Here is a 12,905-nt window from a genome sequence, read left to right as displayed (position 1 = left end):
GGTGCTTGATCCGTGGCAAGGTATGAACGGGCTGAAACCGGGAAAATCATCAACCTGCACAAAGCCCCCTCGCCACAGGAATCCGCAACCATCCGGAAAATCTCCACTGACCTTCAGGTCCATCCGCTAGTCTTGCTCACATCTGGAAGGGAGCCGCCCATGTTTGAATCCGCCGAAATCGATCACGCCATCGACAAAGAAACCTACGACGCCGAAATCCCGGCCCTGCGCGAAGCGTTGCTCGAAGCGCAATTCGAATTGCAGCAGCAACGCCGCTTCCCGGTGATCATTTTGATCAATGGCATCGAAGGTGCCGGCAAGGGTGAGACGATCAAGGTGCTCAACGAGTGGATGGACCCGCGCCTGATCGAGGTCCGCACGTTCGATCAGCAAACCGACGAAGAACTGGCGCGGCCACCGGCCTGGCGGTACTGGCGGATGCTCCCGGCCAAGGGGCGCATGGGGATTTTCTTCGGCAACTGGTACAGCCAGATGCTGCAGGGGCGGGTCCATGGCGAGTTCAAGGATCCGCGCCTGGATCAGGCGATCAATGCCGCCGAGCGCCTGGAAAAGATGCTCTGCGATGAAGGTGCGCTGATCTTCAAGTTCTGGTTCCACCTCTCCAAGAAGCAAATGAAGGCTCGCCTCAAGGCACTGGCCGACGACCCGCTGCACAGCTGGCGCATCAGCCCGCTGGACTGGCAGCAGTCGCAAACCTACGACAGGTTCGTGAAGTATGGTGAACGGGCGCTACGCCGCACCAGCCGCGTTTATGCACCCTGGCATGTGATCGCCGGGGCGGATGCCCATTATCGCAGCCTGGCCGTGGGGCGGATTCTGCTGGCGGGCCTGCAGGGCGCATTGAAGCGACCGAAGATCCATCCGGAAACGGTTAGCGCCGCGCCAGTGTTCCCCAGTGTCGATCAAGTGAACCTGATCGACAGCCTGGACCTGACCCTGCAGTTGGACAAAGAAGATTACGAAGAACAACTGATCACCGAGCAGGCGCGGTTCTCCGGGTTGATGCGTGACAAACGCATGCGCCGCCACGCGCTGGTGGCGGTGTTCGAAGGCAACGACGCGGCCGGCAAGGGCGGGGCGATCCGCCGGGTAGCGGCAGCGCTTGATCCGCGCCAGTACAGCATCGTGCCGATTGCCGCGCCCACCGAGGAAGAACGGGCGCAACCGTATCTGTGGCGCTTCTGGCGGCACCTGCCGGCCCGGGGCAAGTTCACCGTGTTCGACCGCTCCTGGTATGGCCGGGTGTTGGTGGAGCGCATCGAAGGTTTTTGCAGCCCGGCAGACTGGCTGCGTGCCTACGGTGAAATCAACGATTTCGAAGAACAGCTCACCGACGCCGGTGTGATCGTGGTCAAGTTCTGGCTGTCCATCGACAAACAGACACAACTGGAGCGCTTCGAAGAGCGCGAAAAGATCCCCTTCAAACGCTTCAAGATCACCGAGGACGACTGGCGCAACCGTGATAAATGGGACGACTATCGCGCGGCGGTCGGCGACATGGTCGATCGGACCAGCACCGAGATTGCGCCATGGACCCTGGTGGAAGCCAACGACAAACGCTGGGCGCGGGTAAAAGTCTTGCGCACCATCAACCGGGCACTGGAGGAGGCTTTCGAAAAATCCGCCAAGCATGAGCGCAAGCGTAAGGACAAGGATTGAGGCCATGGTTACGCATACGCGGGATGAATGATCGTCGCGGCGGGTGAAGAGCTGGACTTATGCTCGGTCCACTCTCAACCGATAACAACAATGAGGTATGTCATGCGTGAAGTGGTGATCGTCGACAGCGTGCGGACCGGCCTGGCCAAATCCTTTCGCGGTAAATTCAACATGACCCGCCCGGACGACATGGCGGCACACTGTGTCGATGCACTGTTGGCGCGCACTGGTATCGACCCGGCGAGCGTCGAGGACTGCATCGTTGGTGCCGGCTCCAACGAAGGCGCCCAGGGTTTCAATATCGGTCGCAATGTCGCGGTGCTCTCGCGCCTGGGCATCGGCACGGCCGGCATGACCCTCAACCGGTTCTGTTCCTCGGGCCTGCAGGCGATCGCCATTGCCGCCAACCAGATCGCTTCGGGTTGCAGCGACATCATCGTCGCCGGCGGCGTCGAGTCCATCAGCCTGACCATGAAGAGCGTCAACACCGACAACCTGATCAATCCGCTGCTCAAGGAACAGGTGCCGGGCATCTACTTCCCGATGGGCCAGACTGCTGAAATCGTCGCGCGTCGTTACAACGTCAGCCGCCAAGAGCAGGACCTGTATGCGTTGCAAAGCCAGCAGCGCACCGCAGAGGCTCAGGCCGCCGGGCTGTTCACTGATGAAATCGTGCCGATGTCGGTGAAGTATCGCGTCGAAGACAAGGCCACAGGTCAAGCACAGATCCTCGACGGCATCGTCGACCGCGATGACTGCAACCGCCCGGACACCACCCTGGAAAGTCTGACCGGGTTGAAGCCGGTGTTCGCCGAAGATGGCTCGGTCACGGCGGGTAACTCTTCGCAGCTGTCTGACGGCGCGTCCATGACTCTGGTGATGAGCCTGGAGAAAGCGCTGGAACTGGGGCTCAAGCCGAAAGCGTTCTTCCGCGGCTTTACCGTGGCCGGTTGCGCGCCGGACGAGATGGGCATCGGCCCGGTATTTTCGGTACCGAAACTGCTCAAGGCCAAAGGCTTGCGGATTGCCGACATCGACCTGTGGGAACTCAACGAAGCGTTCGCCTCGCAGTGCCTGTACAGCCGCAATCGCCTGGAAATCGACAACGCCCGGTACAACGTCAACGGCGGCTCGATTTCCATCGGTCACCCGTTTGGCATGACCGGCTCGCGCCAGGTCGGGCATCTGGTTCGTGAATTGCAGAGACGCAATCTGCGGTACGGCATCGTCACCATGTGCGTGGGTGGCGGGATGGGGGCAACCGGGCTGTTTGAAGCGGTGCGGTAAGCCTCGATATTTCTCGTTGTCAGTTCGATAGTCATCGCGAGCAAGCTCGCTCCCACAGTGTTCAGCGGCGATCACAAATGTTGTGTACGTCGCAAAACCTGTGGGAGCGAGCTTGCTCGCGATGGGTGCGCCACGGTCAAAAAAATCACCTGAAGATTACGACCCGCACAGTTTCATTCGCGGCCAGACCGAAACTGTGCCTGTGTACGCCACCGCTGCGGGCCTAGAATGTCGACTCCTGTCAGTTGGCGTTGGGGTTCACATGCACATTTCATCGGGTCGCTGGGGTTATGGTCTGTTCCTGGCCTTGTTGACCGCGTTGTTGTGGGGAATCCTGCCGATCAAGCTCAAACAAGTGTTGCTGGTAATGGACCCGGTGACGGTGACCTGGTTTCGCCTGATGGTATCCGGCGGCTGCCTGTTCATTTACCTGGCGGCCACCAGGCGTCTGCCCAGCCGCAAGGTGCTCGGTCCTCGTGGTGGCTGGTTGGTGCTGATGGCGGTGCTCGGCCTGGTCGGTAACTATGTGTTGTATCTGATGGGCCTGAACCTGCTCAGCCCCGGTACGGCGCAACTGGTAGTGCAGATGGGACCGATCATGCTGCTGATCGCCAGTCTGTTTGTGTTCAAGGAGCGTTTCAGCCTGGGGCAGGGGATTGGCCTGCTGGTACTGCTGATCGGCTTTGCGCTGTTTTTCAACCAGCGCTTGAGTGAGTTGCTCACGTCTCTGACCGACTACACCGCCGGTGTGCTGCTTGTGTTGCTGGCGTCCACGGTCTGGACCTTCTATGCCCTGGGGCAGAAGCAATTGCTGACGGTGTGGAATTCGCTGCAGGTGATGATGGTGATCTACCTGTTCTGCGCGGCGCTGTTGACGCCGTGGGTGCATCCGCTCGAAGCGTTGCAATTAAGCCCCTTGCAGGGTTGGTTGCTGCTGGCGTGCTGCCTCAACACGCTGATTGCCTATGGCGCGTTTGCCGAGGCCCTGGCCCATTGGGAAGCCTCCCGGGTCAGCGCGACGCTGGCCATCACGCCGTTGGTGACCTTTGCCGCGGTTGCCATGGCTGCGTGGCTGTGGCCCGACTATGTGCATGCCGAGACGATCAATGGCCTGGGATATGGCGGTGCGGTGCTGGTGGTGCTGGGGTCGGCGCTGGTGGCGTTGGGGCCCTCGTTGATTGCCGGGCTGAAGGCGCGGAAGGTGCGGATGGCAGCCGGTTAGACCGCGTTATCGTTCATCGCGGGCAAGCCACGCTCCCACAGGGTTTGCGTCGTCCACAATATCAATGAACGACGCAAAACCTGTGGGAGCGCGGCTTGCCCGCGATGACGGACGATCAGGCGCTACCGATTCAGCCCTTGGCCCCAGCCTCCAGCATGTTCTCCGGCCTCACCCACGCATCGAACTCTTCGTCTGTCAGATACCCGAGCTGCAACGCCGCCTCGCGCAAGGTCAGGCCTTCGCTGTAGGCTTTCTTGGCGATCTCCGCCGATTTGTCATAGCCGATGTGCGGGTTGAGTGCCGTCACCAGCATCAAGCCACGCTCCAGGTGCTCAGCCATTTTTTCCGCATCCGGCTCCAGACCGGCCACGCAGTGCTGCTGGAAGTTGCTGCAGCCATCCGCCAGTAAACGGATCGATTGCAGCAGGTTGTGGATGATCACCGGTTTGAACACGTTGAGCTGCAAGTGGCCCTGACTGGCGGCAAAGCCAATGGCGACATCGTTGCCCAATACCTGGCAGGCCAGCATCGACAGCGCTTCGCATTGGGTCGGGTTGACCTTGCCCGGCATGATCGAACTGCCCGGTTCATTGGCCGGCAGCCTGACTTCGGCGAAGCCGGCGCGCGGGCCGGAACCCAGCAGGCGCAGATCGTTGGCGATTTTCATCAGCGTCACGGCGAGGGTTTTCAGCGCGCCGGACAGCGTGGTCAGCGGCTCATGACCGGCCAGCGCGGCAAACTTGTTCGGCGCGGTGATAAACGGCAAACCGGAGAGGGCGGCCAATTCTGCGGCGATGGCCTCACCAAAGCCGTGGGGTGAATTGAGCCCGGTGCCGACGGCCGTTCCACCCTGGGCCAGTTCGCAGACCGAGGGCAGTGCGCTGCGGATCGCCCGCTCGGCGTAATCGAGTTGCGCGATGAAGGCTGAGATCTCCTGGCCGAAGCTGATGGGTGTCGCATCCATCATGTGGGTGCGGCCGGTCTTGACCAGTTTCATGTGGCGTGCGGCCAGTTCGGCCAGCCCGCCAGACAGTTCGCTGATCGCCGGCAGCAAGTGCTGTTGCACCGCCTGGACAGCCGCGATATGCATGGCGGTGGGGAAGCAGTCGTTGGAGCTCTGGGAGCGATTGACGTGATCGTTGGGGTGCACCGGGGACTTGCCGCCACGGGGGTTGCCGGCCAGCTCGTTGGCGCGACCGGCGATCACTTCATTGACGTTCATGTTGCTCTGGGTACCGCTGCCGGTTTGCCAGACCACCAGCGGAAACTGGTCGTCGTGGTCGCCGGCGAGCACCTCGTCGGCCGCCTGCTCGATCAGGCGGGCGATATCGGCGGGCACGTCGCCATTGCGATCATTGACCCGTGCCGCGGCTTTCTTGATCAGCGCCAGGGCATGCAACACGGCCAGCGGCATGCGTTCGTTGCCGATGGCGAAGTTGATCAGCGAGCGTTGCGTCTGAGCGCCCCAATAGGCTTCATCCGGGACTTCAACCTGGCCGAGGCTGTCGGTTTCGATACGGCTCATCTTGCTCACTCCTGTAGGTCCGATTGCGCAGTTTAGGCCGTGATCGACGGCCGTGGTTCCATCAGTCTGAAATTGACCATTCAACCCCTCTAAATCAGGTGCGACAAGGCTTGGGGTTGAGCGACACACTTTTTTAGGCGCAGAATGGACGCCCTTGGGGTCTTACCTCGCCAGCTAGAAAAGGAAACTCGATGACTCGTCTTCGTGCCATCTGTACCGCCGTTGCTTTGGTCTGCGCCAGCGGCCAGGTTCTTGCCGACACCGCCAGCCATAACGCCAGTGCCGAGGCTTTCCTGACCATGGCGCACGCTGACAAACTGGGCACCCCGGTGTACATGCAAGTACAGCAGATGTTTGCCCAGCGTTTCGAACAGACCAAAGCCCCTGAGTCGAAAAAGGCCGTGTTGGAAACCTACCAGGCCAAGGCCAACGCCGCTCTGGACCAGGCCATTGGCTGGAACAAGCTGAAACCGGACATGGTCAAGCTCTACACCACCAACTTCACCGAATCCGAGCTCAAGGACCTGGTTGCGTTCTACCAGTCGCCACTGGGCAAGAAAGTCCTGGAAAAAATGCCTCAGCTGACCCAGCAATCGGCCCAGATGACCCAGGCCAAGCTGGAAAGCGCGGTGCCTGTGGTCAACAAGCTGCTGGCTGACATGACCGCCGAGCTGACGCCGAAAGACGCAGCCGCCCCAGCCAAGAAAAAGCCTTAAGCGGAGTTCGGTATGACCATGCAACAACGCATCGAATCGACGCTGGGCCTGCTTCAGCCCGAGCATCTGCAAGTGCTGGATGAAAGCCACATGCACAGCCGTGGGCTGCAAACCCATTTCAAGGCTGTGGTGGTCAGTACGCAGTTCGAAGGCCTGAACCGGGTCAAGCGCCACCAGAAGGTCTACGGCACGCTCGGCGAGCTGATGGGAGAGTTCCATGCGTTGGCGCTGCATACCTACACGCCAGAAGAATGGGCACAGATTGACGCAGCTCCGGCCTCGCCGACCTGTGCCGGCGGCAGCAAGCACTAAACTCCGGTTTTTTGTTAGAATGCCCAACGCGCCGCTAACCCGGCGCGTTTTTTTTCGCATCCGGTTCACCCCTTACGAGGGTAGCCACCTGGAGATTTACCCATGACACAACAGATTGTCGTGGCGGCACTGTATAAGTTCGTCACCCTGGAAGATTACGTCGCCCTGCGCGAGCCCCTGCTGCAAGCGATGGTCGACAACGGCATCAAAGGCACCCTGCTGATTGCCGAAGAAGGCATCAACGGCACCGTGTCCGGCAGCCGCGAAGGCATCGACGGGCTGATGGCCTGGCTCAAGAACGACCCGCGCATGGACGACATCGACCACAAAGAGTCGTACTGCGACGAGCAGCCGTTCTACCGCACCAAGGTCAAACTCAAGAAAGAAATCGTCACCCTCGGCGTGGAAGGCGTGGACCCGAACAAAAAGGTCGGCACCTACGTCGATCCACAGGACTGGAACGCGCTGATCAGCGACCCGGAAGTGTTGTTGATCGACACCCGTAACGACTACGAAGTCTCGATCGGTACCTTCGAAGGCGCCATCGACCCGAAAACCACCAGTTTTCGCGAATTTCCCGATTACATCAAAGCCAACTTCGACCCGGCCGTGCACAAGAAGGTCGCGATGTTCTGCACTGGCGGCATCCGCTGCGAGAAGGCCTCGAGCTACATGCTCAGCGAGGGCTACGGTGAGGTTTTTCACCTCAAGGGTGGCATCCTGAAGTACCTCGAAGAGGTGCCGCAGGAAGAAACCAAGTGGCAGGGCGATTGCTTCGTGTTCGACAACCGCGTGACCGTTCGTCACGACCTGAGCGAGGGCGACTACGATCAATGTCATGCCTGCCGCACGCCGGTGAGTGTGGAAGACCGCGCGTCCGAGCATTACGTGGCCGGCATCAGTTGCCCGCATTGCTGGGATAAGCTGAGCGAGAAGACCCGTCGCAGTGCGATCGACCGGCAGAAGCAGATCGAACTGGCCAAGGCTCGTAACCAGCCTCACCCGATCGGCTTCAACTACAAGCAAGCATCTTCCGAGGCCTGAACCATGTCTGCGCGCCTGCTCTATGTGATGGACCCGATGTGTTCCTGGTGCTGGGGGTTTGCCCCCGTGGCCAAGTCACTGGTCGAGCAGGCGCAAGCCGCGGGTGTGGATGTGCACTTGATCGTGGGTGGTTTGCGCACCGGTAGCGGTGCGGCGCTGGAGCCGACCACCCGACGCTACATTCTTGAACACTGGCAGGCGGTCACCGAGGCCACCGGCCAGCCCTTCAAGTTTGAGGGCGCGTTACCCGATGGCTTTGTCTACGACACCGAGCCTGCCTGCCGGGCACTAGTGACGGCGCGCGGACTGGCGCCGGATTGTGCCTGGAAGCTGCTCGGGCTGATTCAGCATGCGTTTTATGTCGAAGGTCGGGACGTCACCCGCGCCAGCGTGCTGGTGGAACTGGCCGAGCAGGCCGGCGTGCCGCGCATCGAGTTCGCCGCCGCTTTCGACCGTGCTGACATGCACACTGCGACTGAAGCCGATTTCACCTGGGTCCAGGACCTGGGCATTGCCGGTTTCCCCACCCTGCTGGCCGAGCGTAACGGCCAACTGGCGTTGTTGACCAATGGCTATCAGCCGTTGAGCGAGTTGTCCCCGCTGCTCGGCCGCTGGCTGGAGCGTGCTGCCTGTGCATGACCTGCCTGATGATGTCGTACCCGCTAAACGTGTCGACCGTCTGAGCTGGGCGGAAATCCGCCGCCTGGCCCTGCATCACAAGAAATCCCTGTGGATCGCCAACGGCGTAGCCGTGCTGGCGACCTTGTGCAGCGTGCCGATTCCCTTGCTCCTGCCGTTGCTGGTGGACGAGGTGTTGCTGGGGCACGGTGATGCCGCGCTGAAGATCATGAACCACGCGCTGCCTGAAGGCTGGCAGAAGGCCGCGGGCTACATTGGCCTGATGCTGCTGGTGACCTTGACCCTGCGGTGTACGGCGTTGCTGTTCAACGTGGTGCAGGCGAAATTGTTCGCCGGGTTGGCCAAGGACATCGTCTACCGCATTCGCATACGCCTGATCGAGCGTCTCAAGGGTATCTCCCTGGGCGAATACGAAAGCCTGGGCAGCGGAACGGTGACTACGCACCTGGTCACCGACCTGGACACGCTGGACAAATTCGTCGGCGAAACCCTCAGCCGTTTCCTCGTGGCCATGCTGACCCTGGTCGGCACGGCGGGCATTCTGATGTGGATGCACTGGCAGCTGGCTTTGCTGATTCTGCTGTTCAACCCGCTGGTGATCTATGCCACGGTGCAGTTGGGTAAGCGGGTCAAACATCTGAAGAAACTCGAGAACGACAGCACTTCACGCTTTACCCAGGCGCTGACCGAAACGCTGGATGCCATCCAGGAAGTTCGCGCCGGCAACCGCCAGGGGTTTTTCCTCGGTCGCTTGGGCCAGCGCGCCCGGGACGTGCGTGACTATGCGGTGAATTCGCAATGGAAAACCGATGCATCGAACCGGGCCAGCGGTTTGCTGTTCCAGTTCGGTATCGATATTTTCCGGGCCGCGGCGATGCTCACCGTGCTGTTTTCCGACCTTTCAATCGGCCAGATGCTCGCGGTGTTCAGCTACCTGTGGTTCATGATCGGCCCGGTTGAACAGTTGCTGAACCTGCAATATGCCTACTACGCTGCCGGCGGTGCGCTGTCGCGGATCAACGAGTTGCTGTCCCGAGCCGATGAGCCCCAATACCCGGGCGGCATAGACCCTTTCGTCGGTCGCGAGACGGTCGGGCTGGAAGTACAAGGGCTGAGCTTCGGTTACGGTGATGAACTGGTCCTGAACCAGATGAACCTGTCCATTGCCCCAGGGGAAAAGGTCGCGATCGTCGGCGCCAGTGGTGGCGGCAAGAGCACGCTGGTGCAACTGCTGCTGGGCTTGTACACGCCGTTGGCCGGAACCATTCGCTTCGGCGGTTCGACCCAGCAGGAGATCGGCCTGGAAACCGTGCGGGAAAATGTTGCCGTGGTCCTGCAACATCCGGCGCTGTTCAACGATACCATCCGGGCCAACCTGACCATGGGCCGCGAGCGCAGTGACGAGGCCTGCTGGCAGGCGCTGGAAATCGCCCAATTGCACGGTACGGTCCGGGATTTGCCCAAGGGCCTGGACAGCATCGTCGGGCGCTCCGGGGTGCGGTTGTCCGGCGGGCAACGTCAACGCCTGGCCATCGCCCGGATGGTACTGGCCGAGCCCAAGGTGGTGATTCTCGACGAAGCCACCTCTGCGCTGGATGCCGCCACCGAATACAACCTGCACCAGGCCTTGGCGCGGTTTCTGAGCAACCGCACCACGTTGATCATTGCCCACCGCCTTTCGGCGGTAAAACAGGCCGACCGTGTGCTGGTGTTCGACGGCGGGCAAATTGCCGAGGATGGCGATCATCAGCAACTGATTGCCGACGGTGGCCTGTACGCCAAGCTGTATGGGCATTTGCAGCGGTTGTAGTGAAATGATATCAAGGTTGCAGGGCGCCACTTCAATACTATAAAAAACATCATCGCGGCCGAATTCAGTGGCCGCGATATTCCCTCCGGGCATAGCTTGTCGCTTGCCGGGATCGGAATCGCAACCTAGTCTAGCTATAGCGATTTCGTCCGGAAGACGAGCAAGCGGTGCTAATGCAAGGGACCTCATGAATCAAACGCGGACTCTCGGAACGCCACGGCTGTTGGGCATCGTCTGGCCATTTATCGCCGTTGTAGTGTTTCAAGCCTTGTTGGGCGGCGTTAGCCTTTACGTACTGTCGGCGGTTCGCGGCTATGTTGCTGGGGAAAGCCTCTGGTCCAAGGGCCAGAAGGACGCAATCTATTACCTCAACCTCTATGCCGACAGCGGCGACGAAGCGATTTTTCGTAAATACCAGCACGCCATTTCCGTGCCTCAGGGCGGGCATGAGTTGCGCGTGGCGCTGGATCATCAACCGCCGAATATAGAGGCGGCACGTGTGGCGATTCTCAAGGGTGGCAACCACCCGGAAGACGTTTCCAGCCTGATCTGGCTGTACCTCAACTTTCGTCATTTCAGTTATCTCGAAAAAGCCATCAACCTTTGGACCGTGGGGGATGCCTATCTGGTCCAGCTCGATGACGTTGCGCGGGACATGCATCAGCACATCACTGCCGGCCCGGCCTCCGGCGCGGACGTACAGCGCTGGAAGGAGCAGATTTTCGCCATCAACGACGGTGTGACGCCGGCGGCAAAGGCGTTCAGCGATGCCTTGGGTGAAGGTTCGCGGGTCATTCTTCGTTTGCTGCTGCTGACTAACCTCGCCACTGCTCTTGGATTGATTGCGCTGGCGCTGATGCGCACCCATAAACTGCTCAAGCAGCGCCATGCGTTCGCCGATGCGCTGCAACTGGAAAAAGAACGGGCGCAGATCACCCTGCAATCAATTGGTGATGGGGTGATCACCACGGATGTTTCCGGTGCAATCGCCTACATGAATCCGGCGGCCGAGGCGATGACCCACTGGAAGGCCGAGCAGGCGACGGGATTGCCGCTGGCGGCGCTGTTCAACCTGTTGGACGAAAATGCCCAGACCGATGGTTTCACCCTGATCGAGCATATTCTGAGCGGCCAGCTCAGTGGCGGCAGTGAACACTCCAAGTTGATTCAACGCCTGGACGGCAGCACGGTGTCGGTCACGCTGGTGGGCGCGCCCATCCGCAATGCCGGAAAAGTCAGCGGGACGGTGCTGGTGCTGCATGACATGACCCAGGAGCGGCAGTACATCGCCAATCTGTCGTGGCAGGCGACCCACGATGCCTTGACCGGCCTTGCCAACCGTCGCGAGTTCGAATATCGCCTGGAACAGGCGCTGCACAACCTGACCCGCCATTCGGGTCGCCATGCCCTGATGTTCCTCGATCTGGACCAGTTCAAGCTGGTCAACGACACCTGCGGCCACGCGGCGGGGGACGAACTGCTGCGGCACATCTGCGCGCTGTTGCAATCGGGGCTGCGCGAAGGCGACACCCTGGCGCGCCTTGGCGGCGACGAGTTCGGCATCCTGCTGGAAAACTGCGCACCGGAAGCGGCGGAGAAAATTGCCGAAAGCCTGCGCCAGACGGTGCAGAATCTGCATTTTGTCTGGAAAGGCCGGCCTTTCGTGACCACTGTCAGTATCGGGCTGGTCCATGTCGCGCAGAACCCGACTACGCTCGAAGCCTCGCTGCGTGCTGCCGACATGGCGTGCTATATGGCCAAGGAAAAGGGTCGGAACCGGGTCCAGGTCTATCATCCGGATGACTCGGAATTGTCCCTGCGCTTCGGTGAGATGGCCTGGGTGCAGCGTTTGCACATGGCGCTGGAGGAAGACCGCTTCTGCCTGTATGCCCAGGAAATCGCCCCCTTGGGTCATGTCGATCAGGACGGCGGGCACATTGAAATCCTGCTGCGATTACATGATGAAGCCGGGCGGATGATCTTGCCCGACAGCTTCATTCCGGCAGCTGAACGCTATGGCCTGATGAGCTCGCTTGATCGTTGGGTGGTGCAGAACGTGTTCAAGATCATCGCCCAATGCCGGGCCGAGCAAGGCCACGGACCGCTGGCCATGTGTGCGATCAATCTGTCAGGCACGACGATTGGGGATGAGGCGTTTCTGGACTTCTTGCGCGAACAGTTTGTGACGTATTCGATTCCGCCTGAAATGATTTGTTTTGAAATTACTGAAACCAGTGCCATTTCAAATCTTGGCAGCGCCATTCGATTCATTAATGAACTCAAAGGCTTAGGCTGCCATTTTTCGCTGGATGACTTTTGCGCCGGAATGTCCTCATTCGCGTACCTGAAACATTTGCCTGTAGACTTCCTGAAGATCGACGGGAGTTTCGTAAAGGATATGCTGGACGACCCGATTAACCGCGCCATGGTCGAAGTGATCAATCACATTGGCCATGTGATGGGTAAGCGCACGATTGCCGAGTTTGTCGAAACGCCCCAGATCGAGCAGGCATTGCTGGAGATCGGGGTGGATTACGCTCAAGGGTATGTGATTGAACGCCCGCAGTTGTTTACCAGTGATAGTCTGTTAAGTCGTCCCGCCAGGCCGCAACCGCTGTTGTTCAAGGCGCCTGGCACGTTCCGTTGAGACTCCTGCCGGTCTTACAATCA

At 60.1% G+C, this 12,905-nt stretch carries 10 protein-coding genes; 9 read left to right on the top strand and 1 reads right to left on the bottom strand.

Annotated features, from left to right (window positions below):
- The first annotated feature begins 159 nt into the window (after nucleotides 1-159).
- The 3 genes from pap (at nucleotide 160) to PSJE_RS09995 (ending at nucleotide 4,189) form a co-directional block, all read left to right on the top strand.
- Entirely contained in the window at nucleotides 160-1,680 is a 1,521-nt protein-coding gene (gene pap / locus PSJE_RS10005; protein WP_090457163.1) for a polyphosphate:AMP phosphotransferase, read from the top strand.
- 102 nt (nucleotides 1,681-1,782) lie between these two features.
- Nucleotides 1,783-2,967 (top strand): thiolase family protein, encoded by a 1,185-nt coding sequence (locus PSJE_RS10000; protein WP_057713755.1) that lies wholly within the window; start codon nucleotides 1,783-1,785, stop codon nucleotides 2,965-2,967.
- 262 nt (nucleotides 2,968-3,229) lie between these two features.
- Nucleotides 3,230-4,189, top strand: coding sequence for a DMT family transporter (locus PSJE_RS09995; RefSeq protein WP_090457161.1), 960 nt, complete (start codon nucleotides 3,230-3,232; stop codon nucleotides 4,187-4,189).
- A 130-nt stretch (nucleotides 4,190-4,319) separates the two neighbouring features.
- Here PSJE_RS09995 and PSJE_RS09990 read toward each other — a convergent pair whose 3' ends face one another.
- The gene (locus tag PSJE_RS09990; RefSeq protein WP_057713757.1) at nucleotides 4,320-5,714 is read right to left on the bottom strand and encodes a class II fumarate hydratase; all 1,395 of its coding nucleotides are present in this window, start codon (nucleotides 5,712-5,714) and stop codon (nucleotides 4,320-4,322) included.
- 191 nt (nucleotides 5,715-5,905) lie between these two features.
- Between PSJE_RS09990 and PSJE_RS09985 the strand changes: the two genes are divergently transcribed.
- The 6 genes from PSJE_RS09985 (at nucleotide 5,906) to PSJE_RS09960 (ending at nucleotide 12,882) form a co-directional block, all read left to right on the top strand.
- A complete protein-coding gene (locus PSJE_RS09985) occupies nucleotides 5,906-6,430 on the top strand; it encodes a DUF2059 domain-containing protein (protein ID WP_007997268.1) in 525 nt (174 codons plus the stop codon).
- 12 nt (nucleotides 6,431-6,442) lie between these two features.
- On the top strand, nucleotides 6,443-6,742 hold the full coding sequence (locus tag PSJE_RS09980) for a BolA family protein (protein ID WP_090457159.1): 300 nt from the start codon (nucleotides 6,443-6,445) through the stop codon (nucleotides 6,740-6,742).
- Between the two features lie 102 nt (nucleotides 6,743-6,844).
- A complete protein-coding gene (trhO, locus tag PSJE_RS09975) occupies nucleotides 6,845-7,786 on the top strand; it encodes an oxygen-dependent tRNA uridine(34) hydroxylase TrhO (RefSeq protein ID WP_090457157.1) in 942 nt (313 codons plus the stop codon).
- A gap of 3 nt (nucleotides 7,787-7,789) precedes the next feature.
- Nucleotides 7,790-8,425, top strand: a complete 636-nt coding sequence (locus tag PSJE_RS09970) for a DsbA family protein (protein WP_057713760.1) — start codon at nucleotides 7,790-7,792, stop codon at nucleotides 8,423-8,425.
- Nucleotides 8,418-10,235 (top strand): ABC transporter ATP-binding protein, encoded by a 1,818-nt coding sequence (locus tag PSJE_RS09965; protein WP_090457155.1) that lies wholly within the window; start codon nucleotides 8,418-8,420, stop codon nucleotides 10,233-10,235. The genes PSJE_RS09970 and PSJE_RS09965 overlap by 8 nt, the downstream gene beginning before the upstream one ends.
- A gap of 187 nt (nucleotides 10,236-10,422) precedes the next feature.
- Entirely contained in the window at nucleotides 10,423-12,882 is a 2,460-nt protein-coding gene (locus PSJE_RS09960; RefSeq protein WP_090457153.1) for an EAL domain-containing protein, read from the top strand.
- Nucleotides 12,883-12,905 lie beyond the last annotated feature (23 nt).

Source organism: Pseudomonas jessenii, assembly GCF_002236115.1.
Lineage (GTDB): Bacteria > Pseudomonadota > Gammaproteobacteria > Pseudomonadales > Pseudomonadaceae > Aquipseudomonas > Aquipseudomonas jessenii.
This window is presented reverse-complemented; position numbering and strand designations above follow the sequence as displayed.

Bases quoted from the DNA above. Each gene is read 5' to 3' on its own strand.
- PSJE_RS09970 (WP_057713760.1), top strand. From the start codon at position 7,790: ATGTCTGCGCGCCTGCTCTATGTGATGGACCCGATGTGTTCCTGGTGC.
- PSJE_RS09995 (WP_090457161.1), top strand. From the start codon at position 3,230: ATGCACATTTCATCGGGTCGCTGGGGTTATGGTCTGTTCCTGGCCTTG.
- PSJE_RS09990 (WP_057713757.1), bottom strand. From the start codon at position 5,714: ATGAGCCGTATCGAAACCGACAGCCTCGGCCAGGTTGAAGTCCCGGAT.
- trhO (WP_090457157.1), top strand. From the start codon at position 6,845: ATGACACAACAGATTGTCGTGGCGGCACTGTATAAGTTCGTCACCCTG.
- PSJE_RS09985 (WP_007997268.1), top strand. From the start codon at position 5,906: ATGACTCGTCTTCGTGCCATCTGTACCGCCGTTGCTTTGGTCTGCGCC.
- PSJE_RS09960 (WP_090457153.1), top strand. From the start codon at position 10,423: ATGAATCAAACGCGGACTCTCGGAACGCCACGGCTGTTGGGCATCGTC.
- PSJE_RS10000 (WP_057713755.1), top strand. From the start codon at position 1,783: ATGCGTGAAGTGGTGATCGTCGACAGCGTGCGGACCGGCCTGGCCAAA.
- pap (WP_090457163.1), top strand. From the start codon at position 160: ATGTTTGAATCCGCCGAAATCGATCACGCCATCGACAAAGAAACCTAC.
- PSJE_RS09980 (WP_090457159.1), top strand. From the start codon at position 6,443: ATGACCATGCAACAACGCATCGAATCGACGCTGGGCCTGCTTCAGCCC.